The 23,697-nt window shown below is 65.5% G+C and carries 16 protein-coding genes and 2 tRNA genes; 10 read left to right on the forward strand and 8 right to left on the reverse strand.

Annotated elements, in window-relative coordinates:
* Position 1: 1 nt before the first annotated feature.
* Both ACJH6I_RS17675 and ACJH6I_RS17680 read right to left on the reverse strand, forming a co-directional pair.
* On the reverse strand, positions 2-2,800 hold the full coding sequence (locus ACJH6I_RS17675; RefSeq protein WP_226521557.1) for a DUF1156 domain-containing protein: 2,799 nt from the start codon (positions 2,798-2,800) through the stop codon (positions 2-4).
* The gene (locus ACJH6I_RS17680) at positions 2,800-6,210 is read right to left on the reverse strand and encodes a helicase-related protein (protein ID WP_226521558.1); all 3,411 of its coding nucleotides are present in this window, start codon (positions 6,208-6,210) and stop codon (positions 2,800-2,802) included. The genes ACJH6I_RS17675 and ACJH6I_RS17680 overlap by 1 nt, the downstream gene beginning before the upstream one ends.
* Before the next feature lie 193 nt (positions 6,211-6,403).
* Here ACJH6I_RS17680 and ACJH6I_RS17685 point away from each other — a divergent pair, with 193 nt between their 5' ends.
* Positions 6,404-6,712 (forward strand): helix-turn-helix domain-containing protein, encoded by a 309-nt coding sequence (locus tag ACJH6I_RS17685; RefSeq protein ID WP_082761789.1) that lies wholly within the window; start codon positions 6,404-6,406, stop codon positions 6,710-6,712.
* 518 nt (positions 6,713-7,230) lie between these two features.
* Entirely contained in the window at positions 7,231-8,682 is a 1,452-nt protein-coding gene (locus ACJH6I_RS17690) for a hypothetical protein (RefSeq protein WP_226521559.1), read from the forward strand.
* A gap of 244 nt (positions 8,683-8,926) precedes the next feature.
* Here the strand turns inward: ACJH6I_RS17690 and ACJH6I_RS17695 are convergent, their stop codons facing one another.
* Positions 8,927-10,141, reverse strand: coding sequence for an MFS transporter (locus ACJH6I_RS17695; protein WP_226521560.1), 1,215 nt, complete (start codon positions 10,139-10,141; stop codon positions 8,927-8,929).
* Between the two features lie 129 nt (positions 10,142-10,270).
* On the opposite strand from ACJH6I_RS17695, the gene ACJH6I_RS17700 reads away from it, so the two are divergent.
* From ACJH6I_RS17700 to ACJH6I_RS17720, 5 genes are all read left to right on the forward strand, one after another.
* A complete protein-coding gene (locus ACJH6I_RS17700; RefSeq protein WP_226522120.1) occupies positions 10,271-11,407 on the forward strand; it encodes a prolyl oligopeptidase family serine peptidase in 1,137 nt (378 codons plus the stop codon).
* 26 nt (positions 11,408-11,433) lie between these two features.
* Entirely contained in the window at positions 11,434-12,216 is a 783-nt protein-coding gene (locus tag ACJH6I_RS17705; protein ID WP_061001004.1) for a fumarylacetoacetate hydrolase family protein, read from the forward strand.
* A complete protein-coding gene (gene gltX, locus ACJH6I_RS17710) occupies positions 12,170-13,675 on the forward strand; it encodes a glutamate--tRNA ligase (RefSeq protein WP_318985946.1) in 1,506 nt (501 codons plus the stop codon). Before ACJH6I_RS17705 ends, gltX begins: the two co-directional genes overlap by 47 nt.
* Before the next feature lie 128 nt (positions 13,676-13,803).
* Positions 13,804-13,875 (forward strand) — tRNA-Gln (locus tag ACJH6I_RS17715).
* 60 nt (positions 13,876-13,935) lie between these two features.
* Positions 13,936-14,008: transfer RNA gene (locus ACJH6I_RS17720), tRNA-Glu, on the forward strand.
* 54 nt (positions 14,009-14,062) lie between these two features.
* Here the strand turns inward: ACJH6I_RS17720 and ACJH6I_RS17725 are convergent.
* From ACJH6I_RS17725 to ACJH6I_RS17735, 3 genes are all read right to left on the reverse strand, one after another.
* The gene (locus ACJH6I_RS17725) at positions 14,063-15,277 is read right to left on the reverse strand and encodes a DUF1501 domain-containing protein (protein WP_293020774.1); all 1,215 of its coding nucleotides are present in this window, start codon (positions 15,275-15,277) and stop codon (positions 14,063-14,065) included.
* A gap of 10 nt (positions 15,278-15,287) precedes the next feature.
* A complete protein-coding gene (locus ACJH6I_RS17730; protein WP_318985947.1) occupies positions 15,288-16,601 on the reverse strand; it encodes a DUF1800 domain-containing protein in 1,314 nt (437 codons plus the stop codon).
* A 123-nt stretch (positions 16,602-16,724) separates the two neighbouring features.
* Positions 16,725-17,426: an IclR family transcriptional regulator gene (locus ACJH6I_RS17735; protein WP_029105769.1), complete on the reverse strand. Its 702-nt coding sequence runs from the start codon at positions 17,424-17,426 to the stop codon at positions 16,725-16,727.
* Positions 17,427-17,501: 75 nt separating this feature from the next.
* Here ACJH6I_RS17735 and leuC point away from each other — a divergent pair, with 75 nt between their 5' ends.
* The 3 genes from leuC to ACJH6I_RS17750 all read left to right on the forward strand — a co-directional run bounded on the left by leuC (position 17,502) and on the right by ACJH6I_RS17750 (position 20,434).
* Positions 17,502-18,926, forward strand: coding sequence for a 3-isopropylmalate dehydratase large subunit (leuC, locus tag ACJH6I_RS17740; protein ID WP_212811934.1), 1,425 nt, complete (start codon positions 17,502-17,504; stop codon positions 18,924-18,926).
* A 12-nt stretch (positions 18,927-18,938) separates the two neighbouring features.
* The gene (gene leuD, locus ACJH6I_RS17745) at positions 18,939-19,532 is read left to right on the forward strand and encodes a 3-isopropylmalate dehydratase small subunit (RefSeq protein WP_212811933.1); all 594 of its coding nucleotides are present in this window, start codon (positions 18,939-18,941) and stop codon (positions 19,530-19,532) included.
* Positions 19,533-19,780: 248 nt separating this feature from the next.
* Entirely contained in the window at positions 19,781-20,434 is a 654-nt protein-coding gene (locus tag ACJH6I_RS17750) for an HU family DNA-binding protein (protein WP_267325664.1), read from the forward strand.
* Between the two features lie 71 nt (positions 20,435-20,505).
* Here the strand turns inward: ACJH6I_RS17750 and ACJH6I_RS17755 are convergent, their stop codons facing one another.
* Together ACJH6I_RS17755 and ACJH6I_RS17760 are read right to left on the reverse strand one after the other, a co-directional pair.
* Entirely contained in the window at positions 20,506-21,435 is a 930-nt protein-coding gene (locus ACJH6I_RS17755; protein WP_318985948.1) for an NUDIX hydrolase, read from the reverse strand.
* A 61-nt stretch (positions 21,436-21,496) separates the two neighbouring features.
* On the reverse strand, positions 21,497-23,662 hold the full coding sequence (locus ACJH6I_RS17760; RefSeq protein WP_406784348.1) for an RNA degradosome polyphosphate kinase: 2,166 nt from the start codon (positions 23,660-23,662) through the stop codon (positions 21,497-21,499).
* Positions 23,663-23,697 lie beyond the last annotated feature (35 nt).

Below are 23,697 nucleotides of genomic sequence, written 5' to 3' on the forward strand. Positions count from 1 at the left end.
GTCAGTCGTCTTCCTCGTCGTAGTCCAAGGTGCCCTGTGCGCTCGTTGCCGGAGCATCGGCCCGTGCCACATCGAGAATTTCGGGCCAGCTGGTGACCAGGCTGTTGAAGCTCAGCGCGTCCTTGGTCCAGCCGTTGCTCTCGGCGATCCGGAACAGGAGGTGCGCAAGCTCTTTCACCAAATCGGCATCGATCGCTGCGTCCGGTCGGGTCAGCGCGATGCGCAGGAATTCGCCGGCGGGGGTGATGCCGTCGCCTTCCAGCTTCTTGATCAGGTGGTGCAGGACTTCCCAGTTGCTGGTGTGTAGGTCGGCGAGCACGTCGTAGTCGGAGGCCAGGTCAGACGGTTTGATCAGCTGGACCTTGCCGGCCCTGCTGATCAGGATGCCATCACGATCCATAGTGTCGACGGAAGTGTTGCGGGCGTTGGCTAGGTTGTTGGCGTCTCCGAAAGTACCTGTGTCGTAGCCATGTTGGCGATACCAGGCGATGGCGAATCGGCTTGTCGAATCGAAATCGCCCTCTTGCTCGTTGAGCACCTGATCGAGGATCTCGTTGATGCGTGCGAGCGCGGACCGCACGGACATCTTGGAGCCGTCTGGTTCGAGGACCGCCAAGTAGCGAGAGAACACGGCCATGCCAGGGCCGATTGCTGCCTGAGGCAGGTCAACCGGGGCGATCGCGCCTTGTTGCAACTCTCTGAGCGCGGAGGGCAATTCGGCCTTGAGGGCCTCGATGAACGCGCGGCGGTCGGTCTGTGGCGCCTCCTCAGGACGAGGGCGGAGCGCTAAGACGATTGACGAGGCAAGGGCATTGGTTCCCTGGGAGAGCATCCGATTGCTGAGCTCACTGCGGAGCGGCCAAGTGGCGGTGACCGCCCAACCTGAGCGGATCATTCCTTCCAGCAGGGTTTCCCAGCCGGACGATGCTTCGCCAGCATCTGTGGTCTCGGATTGTTTGAAGGCGTAGTAGACGGTGATCGGGTAGTCGGGGAGCGCGGATTCGCGTGCCCGTCTGAAAACCTCTCGGAACCCGTCTTCAAAGAATCTATGCGCTCCCTCTCGCCCGCCGTGGCGGTAGGGGTTCGCGACAAGCTCTTCCGACTTGGGCACCAGCATCGTGCTGAGCAGCTCGGGGTGGATCGCCCGTAGCGAGCGGCGCAGCCACACGTAGAAGAAGTCCGATAGGTCCGAATAGCCGATGTTGTCGTAGTACGGCGGGTCAGTGGAGATCAGCAAGCCATCGAGAGGGCGGTCGTCAGCCGATGCTTGCCTGGCCTCTCCGATCGTGTTGCCAGCGACTTGGATGCTCTTCACGATGCTGTTCAGACTGACTGTGTATGAACCCGCTGCCTTTCCAAATGGAGTCGTATCGGGGAAGTCCCAGATCATCGGGATGGCCTGGCGAGCAAACAGATTGCGAATCTGTTCTTTGGTGTTCTCCCAGCGGCACAGCGCGTTGGCTATGTCGGCAAGTCTGCTGACACCTAGTCCGAGATACGTCGCTACCGCGTCGGCGTAGGCAGCGGCGCCGGTGCCGCCGGGTTCGAGGCGGTCGCCCTCGGGCATGCCTGCGGCGCACGCGTCCGCGAGTACGTGCTCACGTGCCTCCGTGACCAGGTCGCCGAGCGTGGTGAGCGCGGTGAGCTGTCGCGGAGTGAACAGGTCGGCAAATGTTGTCATGCCATAGTTTGGAGTCTTGAAGTCGCGCGGATTGTTCGGCAGTTCACCTCGTGGCACGTCGTCGGGACGCGGAACCTGTGCCGCAGCTTCGTGCTCAGGCGTTGGTTTCAGGTAGATGCGGGTGCGGTTGCCCTCAGCGACAGTCGTCATCAGTTGTGAACCCATCCGTCCCGCGCGGCCCTCGGCCCGAATGTATTTCAGCTCAACGGCTGATCCGCAACCGATACACGTTGCGCCGGTTCGCCCGACAGTGCCGTCGGTCTCTGTTGTCGGCGCAGTCTTCGGATCGTGGCCGATGGAGAAGCTGACCTTGCCTTCGACCACGGACGGCACGACGTACGCCTCTTTGCCTTTCTTCTTACCGAGCCACCACGACCGCACCAACGGCATCGCAATACGACACGCGGGGTTGGGGCAGGTGACGGTACGTGCCCAAATCCAGGCAATGACAGTCGCTTTCGACCCATCCGGCAGGGCTGCCTTGGGGTACAGGTGCCCGATCCGCTTTTCGGCCTCATCGCGCATCCACGCCCCATAGGCCCGCACATCGGCGGCCAGACCTTCGGCGCCTTTCCATGAGCGGATCTCGGATTCAGCGAGGCCCGGGAACACTGGCGGCAGGTCGCGGAACTTCGGCGGAATCTCGATCAGCGCCTTATTGATCAGTACCGCAACGGGATTGAGGTCCGATGCGTGCGCCTCCAGGCCGAGCCGCTGTGCTTCGAGCGGTATCGTGCCGCCACCGGCGAACGGATCGAGGATGGGTGGGGGATTGCCACCAGTGGATTTGAGAATCTCCGCGTGTGCTTCGGCGAGTAGCTTCTCGTCGCGAATGTTCTCCCAAACGACGAGGCGCTCGATCAGTTTGTGCAGACGGTCGCGTTCCTTGCGCTGCAATTCTTCGGTGGGGAACTCTTCGGGATTCGAGGACGGGTCATCGACGAGTTGCGCAAACAGCACGGCGCGGGCAGCAGCGAGCGGACGGCGAGCCCACCACAGGTGCAGTGTTGACGGGTGACCGTGGCGGATCGACTTCTCGCGGGCCGATTCCTTGTTGATGGCTTCCAGCGGAAGCGCAACCTCGATCAGTTTGCGCTTGGGCGCGTTGGTATCAGTCATCAGAATGGCTCGGTTCCCTTGTCCCACATCTTTTTCCAATCCCCACGTATGCCGGTCGCATCGAATCCGCCGAGATCCGTCGAGGCGAATGGATTGTCGAGATACCGCACTTCGTCGTGTTCGGCGCCGCGCGGGTCGACCCGCACCAGCGCCAGTCGGTACCGCGGCGCGGCATTCTTGCCGAGAATCACCTCGTTGTGGGTGACGAAGAAGTCGGTGGCGCCGTCGATGCGGGCCTTCACTTCGACGCGGTAGGTGTCGCCGTCGGCATCTGAGGACAAGATGTCAAAACCCTTGTTGTTGAAGGCTTGTTCGACCGGATCACGTCCCAGTGCTCGTTCGACACCCAGCACCAGATCGACGCCGCGGCGCTCGACTTCCTTGGTCTCCTTGGCATGCATTGGTGCAGAGGGCGGTAGCTCGTTATCTACCATGCCCACCGGAAGCACCAAGGCCGCGGTGACGATGCGCGGCGGCTTGGTCGACATCAATGCCTGCCGGTCCAGCAGCTCTAACCGTTTACGGAGCCGGGAATCAAGCTCGACCGCCTTGCGATTGAGGCTCTCCGACGACTCCTTGGGCTTCGCTCCGGTCTGCTCCTTCTCGGACGCCACGAGCGCCTCGAGCAGTAGCCGATCGCGTTCTTCCTCGAGGCGTTTGGTCACCAGTTCGCGGGTCTTGGCGAGTTCGGCGGCACGGCGCGGCTGTACCTCTGCCAGGTATTCGGGTAGTTGGGTGGTGATGATCCAGCTGGTGGCGCGGTCTTCGGCGTCGGCAAGCCAGGACAGTTGGCGGGCTGCGGTGACTGCCGGCGTCTCCGGCGCAGCGACACAGTCCAGGTAGGGAGCGGGTCCGGCCGGTCTGACGGCGCCCTGGCTGTCCACGTATGCATAGCCGAACCGCCTGGACACCGAAGCGCCGGTAGCGTCGGTCACCTCTTCGGTGACACCCACAAGGAGCTGCGGCTCGTCCAGCGTCGCCGACACCAACACCGTCCCGTCGGTGAGAGTTTCCCCGAAGCGGCGGATCGCTTCGCTCATCACTGCGTCATGAAGCGGGTGGCCTGGGGCGAGCAGATCGGCGCGGGTGAGTTCTTCGGAATGTACGTGTCCCAGGTCGAAGGTCACGCGGTCGTATCTGGTGGGAACGGGCCCGAACTTGCCGTCGCGTAATGGTGCTGGGACGTTGGTGATTTCGTATCGGCCGCGCTCGCGTTTGGTGATGCGTCCGCCGAGTCGGGTGAAGGCCGCCTTGAAGGCCATCTCGATGTAGTGGGGCTGCAACCGGCGTGCTCGCGCGTCGTCCATGGCCGCGCGTAACTTCTCCAGCTCGGCCTCGGCGAGATGGTCGGACGCCAGGGCACGTTCTTCGAGCAGTTCCTTGAGCCCGTCGGAGACGTTGTGATCGATGACTTGCTGCATCTTGGCGCGTGTCTCGGGCAGCTCGCCGTAGCGAATGGCCTCCAACAGCAGGTCGCGCAGCGGGGTCTCGTTGAACGCTTCGCCTAGTACATCGAAAACCTTGCCGCCGTAGGCTTCCCGCTGTTCTTCGATCTTTTCGAGCAGGCGGACGAAGACGTCACCCTCGCGGGTGTTGCTGGCCACGATGTTCCACAGCCGGCAGACTTCCTCCTGGCCGATGCGGTGGATACGGCCGAACCTTTGTTCGATGCGATTCGGGTTCCAGGGCAGATCGTAATTGACCATCAGGTGCGCGGCCTGCAGGTTGAGTCCCTCGCCGGCGGCATCGGTCGCCAGGAGGATTTGGCAGTCTCGGTTCTTGGTGAATTCTTCGGTGATCTGGCGGCGCTCACGGCGCCGGACCCCACCATGAATGGCCTGCACGGCAGCAGGTTTCCCGAGCAGCGAGCGGATCCGGCCGGCCAGGTAGTCGAGGGTGTCGCGATGTTCGGTGAAGATGATGAGCTTGCGCGGCCATCCGTTGGTATCCGTCGTCAGTGCCTCGTCGTGAAGGATGTTGCTCAGCTCGGTCCACTTGCGATCGGTAACGGAATCGCGAACTTGTTTGGCGGCGCGGGTCAGCTCCGACAGTTCGAGCAACTCGGCGTCGAGTTCGTCCACCGTCTGCGCTGCAGTAGCGGCATCGAGCAGTTCCTCTTCGAGCGCTTCGATCTCTTCGGAGTTGTAGTCGTCGGTGTCAAGGGCATCGACATCGACGGTCGGTTCGTTCTCGACGTAGGTGCCGTTGACGATTTCCTGCTTCTTGCGCTCGAGCCGTTCGGTTCGGCGGACCAGGCTCTTGTAGATCGCCTCGGGGCTGGACGCGAGTCGTCGTTGCAGCACGGTGAGCGCGAATCCGACTGTGTTCTTGCGCTTTCCGCCCACCCGGTCGGCGCGGTTCATGCCTTCGCGGACGTAGGCGGTGACCTGCTCGTAGAGCGAATGTTCAAGGGCGGTCAGCTCATAGGGCACTGTCTCGGCACGGCGCTCTGGGAACAGCTTCTTGCCGTCGAAGGTGAGGAGGTCCTCCTTGACCATTCGGCGCATGATGTCGGCGGTGTCGGTGGCCTTGGTGTTCCTGCCCTCGAACCGGTCACGGTCCAGCAGAGTCAGGAAGAGATTGAAGTCCTCGTTCTTGCCTGAGTGCGGCGTCGCCGTCATCAAGAGGAGATGACGCGTGATCCGGCCGAGAAGCTCGCCGAGCTGAAAACGCTTGGTCTTCTCCAGCTTTCCGCCGAAGTAGTGGGCGCCCATGCGATGCGCCTCGTCGACGATCACCAGATCCCACTCGGTCTCCGTGAGCTGAGCCTGCAGTTCCTCGTTGCGGGACAGCTGGTCCATACGGGCGATGAGCAGCGGGTTGGTCTCGAAGACGTTGAGGTCGACGTGGGCATCGATGAGCTGGTTGGTCAATAGGTTGAACCGCAGCCCGAACTTGAAGAACAGTTCGTCCTGCCACTGTTCCACCAGGCCACCCGGGGCGACGATCAGGCATTGGCGGACGTCGTCACGCAGCAGGAGTTCCTTGATGTAGAGACCCGCCATGATGGTCTTGCCGGCACCGGGATCATCGGCGAGGAGGAATCGCAGCGGCGTCCGGGGGAGGAGTTGTCCGTAGACCGCGCGGATCTGATGCGGCAGTGGACGCACGTCGCTGGTGGCCACCGCCAGCATCGGGTCGAAAAGTCCTGCGAGGCTGATTCTTTGGGCCTCGGCTACCAGTTTGTAGTCAGATGCTGATGCGTCGAATGGTCGGCTGGCCGCCGCGGCTGCACGCAGCTGGTCCTGGTCTTTCCTGAAGACGACTTGCTGACCGAGCGCACCGTTGTTGGTCCGGTACGTCAGCTCGACTGCCTCGGTGCCGTGCTGTTGGGCGGCGAGCACGGTGACGATTTCAGCGGGGATCAGTCCTTCGATGCGGAGTCCCGATTTGAGCTCTTCTAGCTGCACACGACCTCCAGGCATGACTTCTTGGAGGTGTTCGCTGTCGTCTGCAAACCGGTGTCGCCCGAGAGCGCGTTGCGCGCAGGGGTATGCCAACCGTCAGACATGTCGACTGGCCACCCCGACGCTCCCTTCGTCCGTCGGGAGAGCCATGTATAGATGGTGCAGCCGACAAGTCGGCATATTACGCCATCTATAGATGGTCGACGCCGGAATGGCGTATCGGCAGATTGCAGGGGTGCCGCAGTCCGAGATCGAGCGAAAGCTCGCTGGTGCTCTCGGTCGACGGTTGGCGGGGCTCCGGGAGGAGCGTGGACTCACTCAAGAAGCCCTGGCTGAAGCCAGCGGTATCAGCCGGAATCACTACCAGCTGCTGGAAAGCGGCATCAGCAACCGAAAGACCAAGCGCCCGGCCAATCCGCGGTTATCAACGTTGGTGGCGCTCAGCGATGCATTGGGTATGTCGGCAGCGGAGTTGGTGGCCGAAGTCTTGAGTGAGCGCGACTGAACTGGGTTCATTCCATTGGGTGGGCGCCGATCGACGCCAAGTAGCGTCTCCGATGTTCCGGCGCCCGAAGATGAGCTTGTATGGGTGCCCGGTGGCCTTGACCGGCTTGGCGCCACCGTGACACCTTCCGGACCCGTGGTTTCGAGCCCGATCCGATACCAATCCGTAAGCGAGGAGCGATTCGCTCACCCTCCGTCCGTTGGCAACAACCTACGCTGGCCGGTATGTCCAAGTCCGCACGTGGCAAGCAACCCAAGCGTCACCTTCGGTCGGTGCCGACTCCGCCTTCGATCAGACCTGAGGACCAGCCGCTGTTCCAGGCGTTGCGGTCTGCTCTGCGCTCTGACCAGCCGCTGGCACTGCTCGAACTCGTGAGTGGGCTGATCACTGCCACCGACCCACGATCTCGCAATCCTTGGGCTCGCGATGACGATGGCCCGAGTCTCGACGCGCTGGTCGACTCGCTGATCGGTACCTCTTTCGCGCAGACCACGGCCGCGCTGACTGTCATCCGCGAGATGGTGCCCGACCAGGAGATCGCGGCGCGTATTGATCGCGAATTGACTACACGCCGCCAACCGTTGCCGAATTGGCTTGGCGCGCTGGCGGATACCCGCGCCGACCCGGAAGTGTGGTTCCTGACGCACGTTCTCGGTGACGGTGACGACTATTTCTTCGGCGCGACGCTCCCCGGCGGCCGGCAGTTGACGGCGCTGGTTTATGTGGACCACAACATGGGCACGGTGGTCAAAGACGCGTTCGTCATTCCGGAAGCGATCTCAGTCGTGCTGCGGCAGCTGCAACCGTCGATTGGAGACGGGCAGACACTCTCGCGGTTCCATCCGGCCGACGCGCGGGCGATAGTCGAGAAGGCTATCGACCACGGTTCGCGACTGTTCCCGCCACCGGAATCCGATTCCTGGCCCATGTGCCGGCCACTGGTCGAATGGCTGGTCCGGATGCAGCCTGCCGGAGGCGCGGTTCCGGAACGTCATGAATGGACTGACAAGGAGAGAACGGCAATCGCCGACGATTTCTTCGCCTCGCGGTTCGGTGACGCCATGGATACCGCCGATGCGCACGGTCTGCTGGACTCGATCTTGTGGTTCGCGACCGAGTGGGGACCCGGTGACCCCTACCGGTGGAGCCCCGTCAACGTAGAGATCCTTCTCGTGGATTGGGCTCCGCGAAAGATAGTGGCGGATACGGGTTATCTCGCACAATTACCCAGTCTGTTGCGTGCCTTCATCGCCTACGGCCACCACCGCCAAGGCATCAGCGCCACCCTCACGGCCGACACCTTGGCGTCCGTCGGCAGATGGGAAGGCGAATTTCAGCGGATGATCCGGACGGATCGTCCGCAGGGTGCGGCGGCGCTGGCCGCCCGGTTGCTGGGGGAGGGCTTCGGCGGCTTCGCCGATGACGACCCAAGCTTCGCAGAGATCATGCTCGAGCGCTTGGACGCGATGGTCGGCGGCCATTTCCAGTTGCAGAATCTGACCGACGAGCCATTGGACGATGAGCCGTTTGACTGGGCGGGCATAGCCGACGACATCCGGCCCGCCGTCGAGACGGTGCTGGCCCTGTGCGACCGCTGCGCAGACGAGCTCTTCGATGTCGAGCACCGGACGGCGATGCGTCGCTTCCTGGGCCGTGCTGCGGTGGCCGATCCAGCGATCTTCCGTCGTAAGGCATCGTTGGAACGCGGAGCGGCCACCGTGGCCTGGGTGATCTGCCGAGCCAACCACTCCATCGGCCGATTCGGCACGCCCCCGGTCACTGAACTGCTGGGGTGGTTCGGGGTCAAGGGCAGTGTTTCGCAGCGTGCCGAGCCGTTGTTACGTGCGAACGGGGTTGCCCCACATTCGGCTTACGGTGACATGAGACTCGGCGCGGCGGACTTGCTGACCGCCGCGCGACGTCGATCGATCATTCAAGTGCGAGATCGCTACCAGGGGAGTGCGGGGTGAACGTGGCGGTCTTCGTCTCTACACCGAGCGTGGGGGTTGCCGAGCTTCGCTTCGGCGTGTCGGCTCGTCAGGTCCCACGGTCGGCTTGAGATGGGCCGATAGCACCGGCGATACCGCATCCCAGATGGGTATGCAGCAAGCAGACCGGGACTGGAGTGACGGCTGTGACTATTGCCGACCGGGCCGCTTTTGACTGCGCGTCAGCGCAGACAAAGTGCGAGTGGTGACCTGCGTAGACGCACACTCAATGCTCGGCGGGGGCGGGAACGGGCTTGGCGCGCAACGGGTCTGCGGCCACCGGGACCAACGGCACGGCCAGCACCGGGAACAGCGCGCACACCGCGAACGCGGCCGGGAACCCGAAGGCTCCGATCAGGGCGCCGAACACCGGCGGCACGATGCCTGCCGTCAGCAATTGCGTCGTGTTCTGCACACCCAGCGCCCGGCCACTCCAGAACGGCCCGGCGATTTCGGCAATCGCGGTGAAGGACAACCCGTTATCGGTCACGATAACCACCGACGCCACCACCATCAGGAAAACCGCGACCGGCCAGTGCAGGTAGTCGCACAGCGCCAGCAGGCCCATGGTGGCACCAGCCAGGACGGCGATCACCCGCACCGGATGCAGCCGCGAACCGGTCAGGTCCGACCACCGGCCGGCGGCGATTCGCCCTGCGGCACCGCACAATTGGGCCACCGTCACCATCGCGCCCGCCGCGCCGGCCGACCAGCCGTGCGCTGTCATCAGCCACACCAGCGAGAAGGTCCACACCAGGCACTGCGGCGCGACCAGCAACACCGACACGGCATGGATGCGCGCCAGTACCGACGACCCGCGGTAGGGATTGGCCAGATCGGTTGCGGGGGCGGAGGATCGGGGCGGCCGGGGCGGATCGATGACGCCGATGACGGTCACCACGGCGGCGACCAGACAGGCGATCGCGGGGAACAACAGCGCGGCCGATACCCCTGACGACTCGGCCAGGCGCGGAATCACCAAGGCGCCCAGCCCAACTCCGAGTGGCTGCGCCGTCTGGCGGATGCCCATCACGAGCCCGCGTTGCTCGGGCGGGAACCAGCCGACCACCAGCCGGCCGCTCGCGGAATTGGAACTCGCGGCCGCCATGCCGCCCAACAACAGGAAGGCTCCGACCGCCACCAACGAGTCGGCCCACGCCGCCGCGAACGCCGCCGCCGAGGTCAGCAACGACCCGACGGTCAGCACGAACCGTTCGCCGACCCGGTCGACCACCCAGCCCCACGCGATGAGCGTCAGGACCATGCCGAAGCTCGGCATGGCGGAGACCAGACCGGCACGCGACAGGTCGAGGCCGCGCTCGCCGTGCAGCGTCGGGATCAGAAAGGCGGCGCCGTTGATGAAGACGTTGGCGCACATCGTCGAGCCGAGCGCCATCACCAGCATCGACCAGCGGCGGACGGCTGAGACGTTGGTGACCATGGCTTCATGGTGCCACCAGGCTTCTCAAGATATGAATCCATTTCTCAATATATGAAAACAACTAGGGTCGGCAACATGGCTCAGCGCGCGTACTTCTCACGTTTGACGGCGGCCTTCGTGGCCGGCCTGATGCTGGTGGCGGCACCGATACCCACGGCATCGGCAGCTGCGCCGAACTGGTCGGGCCTGGACGCCCGGGCATTCGCGGACCGGGTGCCGCCGCCGGGCGGGCTCATCCGGACCGTCCCGCTGAACCCCGAGCTGTCGGTCGCCGGTGCGGCCCGCGCCTACCGAATCCTGTATTCGACCACCGACCAACACAATTCACCCGCGGTCAGTACCGGCGTGGTGTTCGTGCCGCCCGGCGAGGCCCCGCCGGGCGGCTGGCCCGTCATCGCCTGGGCGCACGGCACCGTCGGCCTGGGCGACGACTGCACGCCCTCGGCGCAGCCACGCAGCGCACGCGACAACGAATATCTGAGCCACTGGCTGAATGAGGGTTACGTCGTCGTCGGATCCGACTACACGGGTCTGGGCACCCCGGGTCTGATGAGCTACCTCAACAGCGTCGCCACCGCGCACGCCATCATCGATTCGGTGATCGCCGCGCATCACATGAACCTGCCGCTGTCGCCGAAGTGGGCTCTGGTCGGTCAGTCCCAGGGCGGCGCGGCGGCCGTCGCGAGCGCACGGTGGGCCACCGAATTCAGCAAGGGGAGCGGCCTCGACTACCGCGGCGTCGTGGCGACCGGCACCCCGGCGAACATCGACGACGTCATCATCACGGCAGGCCCCGACATGGTGCTGCCGCCCGGGTTGGGTCCCATCGCGTCGGCCTACACGGCCTACATCCTCGCCGGCTTCCGGGAGCTCCGCCCGGACGTCAACAGCGTGCTCACGCCGGCCGGCCTGACCGCTGCGAACCAGGCCGAGACCCTGTGCACCGCACCACTGAGCGCGGCGGTGGCCGGCCTCACGCCGCCACAGTTCTTCTCCGCCCCACTGGCATCGCTACCGGGCATGCGCGGCGCGCTGGCCGACTTCATGGGCACGCCCATCGCGGGCTACGACCGGCCGATCTTCCTCGGCGTCGGCCTCAAGGACCGTGACGTACCGCCGTCGTCGACCCTGAAGTTCGCCGATCAGCTCAAGGCCAACGGCCAGGACGTGGCGCTCTACGTCTACCCCGAAGACGACCACTCCAGCACCGTGCTGACCTCGATGGCCGACTCCACCCCGTTCCTTCAAGCCCAGTTCGCGGGCTGACCAGCGGGCCTCACTAGGCTGGGCGGATGCGCCTAGGTCGAATTGCCAGTCCAGACGGCGTCGCTTTTGTGGTGATCGAGGGCGACCCGAACTCCGATGCGGTCTGCAAAGAAATCGCTGAGCAGTACCTGTCCCGCAACCCCACCTTCACCGGACGCTCCTGGCCGCTGGCCGACGTCCGGCTGTTGGCGCCGATCCTGGCCAGCAAGGTGATCTGCATGGGCAAGAACTACGCGGCGCACGCCCGTGAGATGGGTAGCGAGCCGCCCGAGGATCCGGTGATCTTCCTCAAGCCCAACACCGCGATCATCGGGCCGAACATCCCGATCCAGTTGCCCGCAGACGCCAACCCGGTGCACCACGAGGGCGAGCTGGCGGTGGTCATCGAACGTCCGGGCAAGGACATCCCGGCCGCCAAGGCCAAGGACTACATCCTCGGCTACACGATCGCCAACGACGTCTCGGCACGTGATCAGCAGAAGAAGGACGGCCAGTGGATGCGGGCCAAGGGGCACGACACGTTCTGCCCGGTCGGCCCGTGGATCGAGACCGCCGTGGACCCGGCCGATCTGGACATCCGCACCGAGGTGAATGGCGAGAAGCGTCAGGACAGCAACACCGCGCTGCTGCTCCACGACGTCGGCGCCATCATCGAATGGGTCTCTGCCGTCATGACGCTGCTGCCCGGCGACATCATCCTCACCGGAACGCCGGAAGGCGTCGGCCCCATCGAGGACGGCGACACCGTCAGCATCACCGTCGATGGCATCGGCACCCTCTCCAATCCTGTTGTGCGTAAAGGGAAATAACGTGACCACACCTGTCAGGGTTCGCTTCTGTCCGTCGCCGACCGGCACGCCGCACGTCGGCCTGGTCCGCACCGCGCTCTTCAACTGGGCGTACGCGCGCCACACCGGCGGCGACTTCGTCTTCCGCATCGAGGACACCGATGCCGCGCGCGACAGCGAGGAGAGCTACAACGCGATCCTCGACGCCCTGCGCTGGCTCGGGCTGAACTGGGACGAGGGCCCCGAGGTCGGTGGCCCCTACGAGCCGTACCGGCAGTCGCAGCGCGGCGACCTCTACCGCGACGTGATCGCGAAACTGCTTGCCGCGGGCGAGGTTTACGAGGCCTACTCGACGCCGGAAGAGGTCGAGGCCCGGCACCTGGCGGCCGGCCGTAACCCCAAGCTGGGCTACGACAACTACGACCGCGACCTCACCCCGGAGCAGAAGGCCGCGTTCGAGGCCGAAGGCCGAAAGCCCGTGCTGCGCCTCAAGATGCCCGACGAGGACATCACCTGGGTTGATCTGGTGCGCGGCGAGACGACCTTCGCCGCCGGCGTGGTGCCGGACTTCGCGATCACCCGCGCCAGTGGTGATCCGCTGTACACCTTGGTCAATCCGGTCGACGACGCGCTGATGAAGATCACCCACGTGCTGCGCGGCGAGGATCTGCTGCCGTCGACGCCGCGGCAGATCGCGCTGTACCAGGCGCTGATCCGGATCGGTGTCGCCGATGCGGTGCCCCAATTTGCGCATCTGCCAAGCGTTCTCGGTGACGGCAACAAGAAGCTTTCCAAGCGCGACCCGCAGTCCAATCTGTTCCTGCATCGGGACCGTGGGTTCATCCCAGAGGGCCTGCTGAACTACCTGGCGCTGTTGGGCTGGGGCATCGCCGACGACAACGACATCTTCAGCCTCGACGAGATGGTGGCCGCCTTCGACGTGGCCAACGTCAACTCGAACCCGGCGCGGTTCGACCAGAAGAAGGCCGACGCCATCAACGCCGAGCACATCCGCCGGCTGGCGCCGGAGGACTTCGCGAAACGACTGGACGCGTTCCTGAAGCAGCATGGCCACGACACCACATTGGACGCCAAGGGTTTCGCCGCGGCGGCCGAGTTGATCCAGACCCGCATCGTCGTCCTCGGCGACGCGTGGGACCTGGTGAAGTTCTTCAACGACGACGCCTACGTGATCGACGAGAAGTCGGCGGCCAAAGAACTCAAGCCCGAGGCTGCCGAGGTCCTGGACGCCACGCTGAGCGCCTTGGCGGGCGTCGGTGAGTGGAACACCGCCAACATCGAGGCCGCGCTCAAAGCGTCGCTGCTCGACGGCCTGGAACTCAAGCCGCGCAAGGCGTTCGGTCCCATCCGCGTGGCGGTGACCGGCGCGACCGTCAGCCCGCCGCTGTTCGAATCGATGGAACTGCTCGGACGTGACCGCAGTCTGGCGCGGTTGCAAGCGGCCCGAAACGGGCTGTGAGCGGGCGATTTAAAGACAAGGCCAACTGTTTGGTAGTCTGCTCGTCGGCCCGGAAAGCAGAAAGCGGCGAACATCCGCTGAGGTTTTCGGTCCGAAGATGCCCCTGACCTGCGGTTATGGGCATCAAATGGGGTATGGTGTAATTGGCAACACAGCTGATTCTGGTTCAGCCATTCTAGGTTCGAGTCCTGGTACCCCAGCTGCCGGAGCGATTAGGTCAGCCAGCACAACTGAGCTAAGCTATCGCCTCGGAAGTTCTAGCCCCCGTCGTCTAGCGGCCTAGGACGCCGCCCTCTCACGGCGGTAGCGTGGGTTCGAATCCCATCGGGGGTACGTACGAACGCCGGACCTGACAACAGGTCCGGCGTTTTGTCTTTCTCGCGGGCGTTACCTGCCGCCGGCCAGGAATCCGAGGTCCCGCCGTCCGCGGCCGACCGACGGCTCCGGATCCGCGCCGAGCGTGCCGTGGAGCAGTTCGTGATAAACGTCACGGAAGTCGACGGTGGTCTTCAGATCGCCGTCGGTGAGATCAGTCAGGCTCGGCTCGTCGCCGTAGAACCCGCCCTTGACCGGAGTGCCCGCGATGAACACCGGACCGGATGTGCCGTGGTCGGTGCCCTGTGATGCGTTGGCCGCGACCCGCCGCCCGAATTCGGAGTACATCAGCACCACGACGTTGCGGCCGTACGGCGTGCCCTGGAGCTTGTGGAAGAACGGCGTCAGGGCGTCGTCGAGGGTCTTGAGCAACGCCTGCTGGGGGGCGCGCTCGTCGGCATGCGTGTCGAAGCCCAGCAGCTGCGTCATGTACACCTGCGTGGGTACCCCGGCGCGGATGCAGCGGGCCACCAGCTCGAGGTCGCTGGCCAACTGGTTGTCGGCCTGACCGATGGTCTGCAGCCGGCCGTTGATCACGGGTGCGAAGCGGCTGTTGGTGGAGTGGTTGGACCGGTACGACTCGCGCACCTGGCTCATGGCGGTGGTGTCGTTCGGATCGTCGGCGCTGAGCGCGGCCAGGGTGCGTGCGACATCGGGCGGGATGGCCGGCACGAAGTCGGAAAGCGATGCCGCGACGTGCTTTTGGCCGACCGCCAGGGGCGGCAGCACCGTGCCGATGTTGACGGCCCGGATCGGGTCGTCGCCGGTGCTGTCCAGCCAGCGGCCGATCCAGCCGCTGGTGACCGCGTCGACGGGATTGGCGGTCTGCCAGATGTCCATGGAGCGGAAGTGGCTGCGGTCGGGCTTCGGGTAGCCGACACCGCGCACGATCGCGAGCTTGTCGGACTGCCACAGTTTCGACATGCCGGTGAGCGCGGGATTGAGCCCGAAGGCCGGGTCGAGGTGCAGCACTTCCTCGGGTTTGTAGGCGAGCTCGGGGCGGGCGTCGTGATAGGCGTTGTCCGCGTAGGGGATAACGGTATTGAGGCCGTCGTTTCCGCCGTAGAGCGTGACGATCACCAGGATGCCCTGGTTGGTCTGCAGCGGACGGTCCTGACCTTCGCGCAGCAGGTCCGGCAGCGTCACCGCGGCGACGCCACCGAGCAGACCGGCGGCGCCGGCCCCGGCGCTGGCGATCAGGAATTTGCGGCGATTGAACTCGGGCATGGGGATCTCTTCAGGACGTCACGTACTCGGGGGTGATGACGGCCGCTGCCACCAGCCGGTGTGGATCGGAGACCAAGGGTTTGAGCGCGGCTGCCGAGCGATCCGACCAGGCGCCGATGCCGAACAGATAACCGACACCGTCGATCCGCTCGCTCGACGCCATCTTCTCGACGGCGCTGATGTCGCTGAGCGCCAGCAGCCGGTTCGCGGCCCAGACCCGCGCTGCCGCACTGTTGGTCGACAACCAGAGTTGGCCGCGGGGCCAGCCGCCGACATCCGGTGGATAGAAGGGACGCTGACCCATCACCCGGAGCACCTGGTCGAGGTCGGCGAGGACGTGCTCGTCGTCGAGGGGAACCGCGAGCGACCGGACGATCCCCATCAGCCATTCCACCGGGGTGCTGACGACGGTGCCGGCGGCCTTGGTGAATTCGGGATCGAGTACGACGGCCTTGGTGAGCGCCTTGAGGTCCCGGTTCGGTCCATAGGCGGCGACCAGGCGGCTCACGGTGTCGGGGGAGGCCGGCTGGTCCGAAGCCAACAGGCGCCAGAGCGTTCCGGCGACGAACGTGGCGGAGGCGGGCTGACGCAGGACGATGTTGCAGAAGTCGGTGTCGGTGAGGTTGCCGGTGACACCGAGCACGGTTTTGACGGACTCGTCGTGGTGCTCGGCGTAGATGACGGTACCGCCGTCGGGCTTCAGGTGCCGCCCGGTGAGGGTCTTGGCGCCCTCTTTGACGTCGATCTCGGTGTAGCCGTTGGCATGTCCCATGGTGAAGAGCTCCATGAACTCCCGGGACAGGTTCTCGTTGGGTGCCGCGGCGGTGTTCACGTCACCGTCGAGCCAGTGCAGCATCGCACCGTCGGTGAGCATGGCCCACGCGAGGCTGCCGAAGTCACCGAGCTTGAGGGTGCGCAGCTTCTCGTTCTGCTCGCCCATCAACTGGGCCGCGTTGACCTTCTCTGCCGAGGTGGCAAAGTGGTTGTGCCACAACAGCGTCAGCTTCTCGTGGATGGGCTGCTGCACGGCGGCCATGCGGCGCAACCACCAGCCCGACAGTTCCTGCATGCGCGCCACGAGTTCCTGGCCGAATGCGGCGATCTCGGTGGCCGAGGCACCCGACGGCGGGTACTGCGGGATGGGGGATTTCGGCATCGGGGTCGCGATGGCACCCGGGTCGGCGTTCGGATCGAGGCTCAGCGCCCAATCGAGATACCCCGACCAGTCCTGCTTGACGACAGCGTCCACCTGGGCTCCGGTGGTTCCGAAGCCCGTGCGGCGCAGCATCCGTGCGGTTGCCAGCCACTGTGGTGGCTGCGACACGATGAAACCTACTTTCCTACGGCGGTACTCCCCGCCGGCGCTGCCGGGGCCTCTTAGGAACTTAGGTGATCAGCGCCGCCGTCGTCACCGGATGCGGCGGATTCAAAGGTTTGCTGATCGGTGTCACAGACGACGGGTGAGCGCTTCGGCCGCGGCCAGCAGATCGCTCGCCCAGCGCACGCCGGGGCGGCGGCCCATCCGGTCGATCGGCCCCGACACCGACACCGCTGCGATCACCGCACCGCGGTTGTCCCGCACCGGTGCCGAGACGCTGGCCACGCCGGGCTCGCGCTCGGCGGCGCTCTGTGCCCAACCGCGCCGGCGGACCTCCGCCAGTACCCGGTCGGTGAACTTCGCCGTCGGCAGCACCGCCTGCTGCGTCGCGGGATCGCTGTACGCCAGCAGGACTTTGGCACCGGAGCCGGCGGTCATGGGCAGCCGGCTGCCGACCGGCACGGTGTCGCGCAGGCCCGACGGTGGTTCGAGGGCCATGACGCACACCCGGGCCATGCCTTCCCGGCGGTAGAGCTGCACGCTCTCGCCGGTGATCTCGCGCAGCCGGGGGAGCACCGCGCCCGCCGCGCTCAGCAGCGGATCGTTGACCTGCCCGGCCAGTTCGGTCAGTGCCGGGCCGAGCCGCCACCGTCCCTCGTTGTCGCGGGCCAGAAGTCGGTGGACCTCGAGGCCTGCCGCCAGTCGGTGGGCGGTCGCCCGGGGCAGCCCGGTGCGGGTGCACAGTTCGGCCAGTCCACACGGTGACTCGGCCACTGAATGCAGCACACCCACCGCTTTGTCGAGGACGCCGATGCCGCTATCCTGTCTCACAGGGAGATACTAACGTCTCGCATTGTGGGATGGTAGGTCAGCCCTCCCGGGTATCGCGGAAGGAACTGCACAGTCATGACGAACAAGCCACGCACCATGGCGGAGAAGGTCTGGGCGGACCATGTGGTGGTCGAGGGTGCCGGTGAAGGTGCCGCCCGCGAACCCGATCTCATCTATATAGATCTTCATCTGGTGCACGAGGTCACCAGCCCGCAGGCATTCGACGGCCTGCGCCTGGCCGGCCGTCCCGTGCATCGCCCGGATCTCACCATCGCGACCGAGGACCACAACGTCCCGACCATCGACATCGACAAGCCGATCGCGGATCCCGTGTCACGCACTCAGGTTGAGACGCTGCGGCGCAACTGTGCGGAATTCGGCATCCGCCTGCACCCGATGGGTGACGCGCAGCAGGGCATCGTGCACATCATCGGACCGCAGCTGGGTCTGACCCAGCCCGGCATGACGGTGGTGTGCGGCGACAGCCACACCTCCACGCACGGTGCCTTCGGCGCCATCGCGATGGGCATCGGCACCTCCGAGGTCGAGCATGTGCTGGCGACCCAGACGTTGCCGCTCAAGCCGTTCAAGACCATGGCGGTCAATGTCGACGGCGAACTGCCGCCCGGCGTCAGTGCCAAGGACATCATTCTCGCGGTGATCGCCAAGATCGGTACCGGCGGCGGACAGGGCCACGTCATCGAATACCGCGGCAGCGCCATCGAATCGCTGTCGATGGAAGGCCGCATGACGATCTGCAACATGAGCATCGAAGCGGGTGCCCGGGCCGGCATGGTGGCGCCCGACGAGACGACGTTCGAGTTCCTCAAGGGCCGCCCGCACGCGCCGCAGGGGGCGGATTGGGACGCGGCCGTGGCGGCCTGGACGGCGTTACGTACTGACGAGGGTGCCGAATTCGACACCGAGGTGCACATCGACGCGGCCACTCTGAGCCCGTTCGTCACCTGGGGCACCAACCCCGGACAGGGCGTGCCGCTGTCCGCGAATGTCCCTGACCCAGAACAGATGTTCGATGAGGGCGACCGGCTGGCCGCCGAAAAAGCGTTGGCCTATATGGACCTTCGGGCCAATATGCCCATGCGGGACATCGCGGTGGATACCGTGTTCGTCGGTTCCTGCACCAACGGCCGGATCGAGGATCTGCGCGTGGTGGCCGACATCCTGCGTGGCCGCAAGGTCGCCGACGGTGTGCGGATGCTGGTTGTGCCAGGATCGATGGCCGTCCGCGCGCAGGCCGAATCCGAGGGTCTGGGCGAGGTTTTCACCGCCGCCGGCGCCGAATGGCGGCAGGCCGGATGCTCGATGTGCCTGGGTATGAACCCCGATCAGCTGGCTCCGGGGGAGCGCAGCGCCTCGACATCCAACCGGAATTTCGAAGGCCGCCAAGGCAAGGGCGGCCGCACCCACCTGGTGTCTCCCGCCGTCGCCGCCGCCACCGCGGTGCGCGGAACCCTGTCCTCACCCGCTGATCTGAGCTAGGAGCGCACTGTAATGGAGGCTTTCCACACCCACACCGGAATCGGCGTTCCGCTGCGCCGGTCGAATGTCGACACCGACCAGATCATCCCCGCGGTGTACCTGAAGCGGGTCACCCGAACGGGTTTCGAGGACGGGCTGTTCGCCGGCTGGCGCACCGATCCGTCCTTCATCCTCAACCTCCCGCCGTTCGATCGCGGCTCGGTTCTGGTCGCCGGACCCGATTTCGGCACCGGCTCGTCGCGCGAACACGCGGTGTGGGCGTTGATGGATTACGGATTCCGGGTCGTCATCTCGTCACGGTTCGCAGATATTTTTCGGGGAAATTCTGGCAAGGCCGGATTGCTCGCCGCGGAGGTCGCGCAGGACGATGTGGAACTGCTCTGGAAGCTCCTCGAGCAGAATCCGGGGCTGGAAATCACTGTGAATCTTCAAGATCGGAATTTGACCGCGGGAACGGTCGTGCTGCCCTTCAAGATTGACGATTACACCGCGTGGCGGCTGCTCGAAGGTCTCGACGATATAGGCCTTACGCTGCGGAAACTCCCGGAAATCGAAGCATTCGAAGCGGCTCGGCCGAGCTATAAACCCCGCACGCTGCCGGCCTGATCGGGGTGCTCCACAGGCCCCGTCAGCGGGTCTGTGGAGCAATTTCGGCGCTCGGGCGCAGCTCGAATCCCTGCCCCCGCAACCACGTTTCGAAACCTGTTAACCACCTCCCAAGTGGGCCAACCGGATTGCCGAATTCCGCGATAGCTATGCCCGAAACTGGGCGTGGCTCTTGGAAATCGGCGGGTACTGGGTTTACCGTGTGCATTAGTCGGTCCACCCAGGGCCACTGAAATCGGAGGTTTTGGATGAACAAAGCAGAACTCATCGATGCCCTGACAGAAAAGTTGGGCACCGATCGTCGTCAGGCCACCGCGGCCGTCGAGCACATCGTGGACACCATCGTGCGCGCCGTGCACAAGGGTGAGAGCGTCACCATCACCGGCTTCGGCGTCTTCGAGCAGCGTCGCCGCGCCGCCCGCGTCGCGCGCAACCCGCGCACCGGTGAGACCGTCAAGGTGAAGCCGACGTCGGTTCCGGCTTTCCGCCCGGGCGCTCAGTTCAAGGCCGTTGTTGCTGGCCAGCAGCGTCTTTCGGCTGACGGCCCCGCCGTGAAGCGCGGCGCCACCGCAGCTCCGGCCAAGCGCGGCGCTGCCAAGAAGGCCGCCCCGGCCAAGAAGGCCGCTCCCGCCAAGAAGGCCGCCGCCACCAAGGCTCCGGCCAAGAAGGCTGCTCCCGCCAAGAAGGCGGCACCGGCGAAGAAGGCTGCGGCTCCGGCGAAGAAGGCTGCTCCCGCCAAGAAGGCCGCTCCGGCGAAGAAGGCTGCGGCTCCGGCCAAGAAGGCTGCTCCCGCCAAGAAGGCCGCTCCGGCGAAGAAGGCTGCTCCGGCCAAGAAGGCCGCTCCCGCCAAGAAGGCCGCACCGGCGAAGAAGGCCGCTCCCGCCAAGAAGGGCCGCCGCTAAGCCCTATCCGATAGGTCCGACTCGGACACGCCGTGGATCAACCGATCCACGGCGTGTCTGTGTGTGGAGCGCTAGCGTTTGGTCGGCAGCGGGCTGCCGATGTGATCCGCGGCGACGAGCGTGTCACCGTGCAGTGACATCACCCACATGCTGCCCTTGCGATTACGCGATTTGTCGGGCCGGATACCGCTGCGCTCGCACCACCACGAAATCAGGTCCGGGATCACCTTGCCCTGCGTGCAGATGACGGGGACCGTGTCGTCGTCGCTCTTCGCGGCGATCTTCAGCACCCGCTTCCGTGCCGCATCGGCGTCGGCCGCGAAGGCCTCTTCGGTCAGCGTCGGCTCATCGCGAACCCGGACACCGAGTTCCTGCGCCAGCGGCTCGACGGTCTGATGGCACCGGGTCCGCGACGCCGCGTGGACGTCGCTGGCACCGAAAGCGAGCAGTTGGCCGACAAGCGATTCCGCCTGTGCCCGGCCCTTCTTGTCGAGCGGCCGCAGCCGGTCGTCACCCTTGTACCGGGCCTTGCGGCCGGCGGTGGCGTGCCGGACGATCAGCACGGTGCGGGTATCGGCGGGCCGACGGGTGAAGCGCCGCAGAACCTTTCGATCATGCGGGTATTGCAGCCGGAGCATGGCCTCGGCCACCGGTAGCCAGTCGAGCTTGTCCACCTCTGAATTGGGGGTGAACCCGCCACCGGTCGTACGGGCCGCCCAGTAGCGGACCTTCTTGGTGCCGTACTCCAGCGGATAGCTGACGGAGGCCAGCCGGCGGCCCAGCACCGACGCGTACCCGGTCTCTTCCAGGATTTCGCGCACGGCGGTAACCGGTTCGGTCTCACCGGGATCCACCTTGCCCTTGGGCAGCGACCAGTCGTCGTAGCGCGGTCGGTGGACGACGGCGATCAGCGGCGCTCCGGACTCGCCGGGGCGCCACAACACCGCCCCGGCTGCCAGCACCGGCGTCGCGCGGGTGTCGTGCGCCGTCTTGTTCGGCACCTGTGCTCCTGGATGTGGTTGTCGGGATCAGGTTTTCGCGGTGTGTGGCTACGGGCGAAAACTACGGTGTGCGGTGCCGCTCCATGATCGAAACCTGGTGATCCCGGACCTTCTCGCCTTCCCGAGGCAGCGCAGTCCAGTGTCCGTCCGGACCCAGCTCCCAGCATCGGGTGGCCGGATCCATCGCGGAATCGAACACCCCGCTCAGCTCCTCAGTCAGTCTCGGGTCCTTCACCTGCGCCATCACCTCGACGCGGCGGTCGAGATTACGATGCATCATGTCGGCGCTGCCGATCCAGAATTCATTGATGGCGTTGAAGTGAATAATTCGTGAATGCTCAAGGAAGCGGCCGAGAATCGAGCGCACCACGATGTTCTCGGAGAAGCCCTCGGCGCCCGGACGCAGCGCGCAGATACCCCGGACGACGACCTCGACCCGCACCCCGGCCTGCGACGCCCGGTACAGCGCGTCGATGACCTGCTCGTCGACCAGAGCGTTCATCTTCATCCGGATGCGGCCGTCGCCGCCGGCCCGCTTGGCCTCGATCTCGCGCTCGATGCGCTCGATGATGCCGCGCCGCACGCTGTGCGGAGCGACCAGCAGGTTGCGGTACGACACCTTGCGTGAGTAGCCGGTCAGCGAGTTGAACAGGTCGGTGAGGTCGGCGCCGATCTCCGGCGAGGCCGTCAGCAGGCCGACGTCTTCGTACAGGCGTGCGGTTTTCGGGTTGTAGTTGCCCGTGCCCACATGGCAATAGCGGCGGATGGTCGAACCTTCGCGACGCACCACCAACGCCGTCTTGCAATGGGTCTTGAGCCCGATGAGCCCGTACACCACGTGCACGCCCGCCTGCTCCAGCGCGCGGGCCCACTTGATGTTGGCCTGCTCGTCGAACCGGGCCTTGATCTCCACCAGCGCCACCACCTGCTTGCCGGCCTCGGCGGCGTCGATCAGGGCGTTGACGATGGGGGAGTCACCCGAGGTGCGGTACAGCGTCTGCTTGATGGCCAACACATTCGGGTCGGCGGCGGCCTGCTCGATGAAACGCTGCACCGTGGTGGAGAACGAGTCGTACGGGTGGTGCACCAGGACGTCGCCGTCGCGGAGCGTCGAGAAGATACTCTTCGGTGTCTCCCGCTCGCCGAACGCCGGGGGCGTGGCCGGCACGAACGGCCGGTCCTTCAGGTCGGGCCGGTCGACGCCGTAGATCTGCCACAGTGACGAAAGGTCCAGCAGTCCAGGAACTTCGATCACGTCGCCGGGGTGCACGTCGAGCTCGCGCAGCAGCAGGTCGAGCATGTTCTCGGTCATGTCGGTGGCGACTTCGAGCCGAACCGGTGAGCCGAACCGCCTGCGCGCCAGCTCGCGTTCCAGCGCCTGCAGCAGATCCTCGTCGCGATCTTCTTCGACTTCGAAGTCGGCGTTGCGGGTGATCCGGAACGCGTGGTGCTCGACGATGTCCAGCCCGGGGAACAGCACCGGCAGGAACGCCGCGATGAGTTCTTCCATCGGCAGGAACCGCACGCGCGACTTCACGCCGTCGCCCGTCGTGCCCGGCTCGGGCAGCTCCACGAACCGATCGACGTTGTCCGGCACCTTGATTCGGGCGAAGTGCTGGGTGCCGTCGTCGGGATTGCGCACGGTGATGGCGAGGTTGATGCTCAGGCCGCTCACGAAGGGGAAGGGGTGCGCGGGGTCGACGGCCAGCGGCGTCAGCACCGGGAACACCTGATCGTGGAAATACGTGGAGAGCTTGGACTGCTCGTGCTCGTCCAGCTCGCTCCAGTTGACGATCGTGATGCCCTGCTCGGCCAGTGCCGGGCGCACCACCTCTCCGAACACCGTGGCGTGTCGGGTCGAGATCTGCTGGGTGCGTTCACCGATCCGGCGCAGTTGCTCGCGCGGCGACAGCCCGTCCGCCGACCGGACCGAGAGCCCGGTCTCGTCACGGCGCTTCAGCCCGGCCACCCGGACCATGTAGAACTCATCGAGATTCGAGGCGAAGATCGCCAGGAACTTGGCCTGCTCCAACAACGGCAGCGACCGGTCGGCGGCGAGCGCCAACACCCGGGCGTTGAAGTCCAGCCAGCTCAGCTCGCGGTTGAGGTACCGGTCATCGGGTAGCGCGCCGTCCGTCGGATCCGCGGTGGCAGCGGGCAGTGTCTCCGGGTCCGAGTCGACGGGTGTGCGGTCGGTGTGTGCTGAACGGGTGTCGGCTTCGGTCACCCCGACGATCATTCCCTATCTGCTGGGTGCAGGCC

The organism is Mycobacterium sp. SMC-13 (genome assembly GCF_045311035.1).
In the GTDB taxonomy this organism is placed as follows: domain Bacteria; phylum Actinomycetota; class Actinomycetes; order Mycobacteriales; family Mycobacteriaceae; genus Mycobacterium.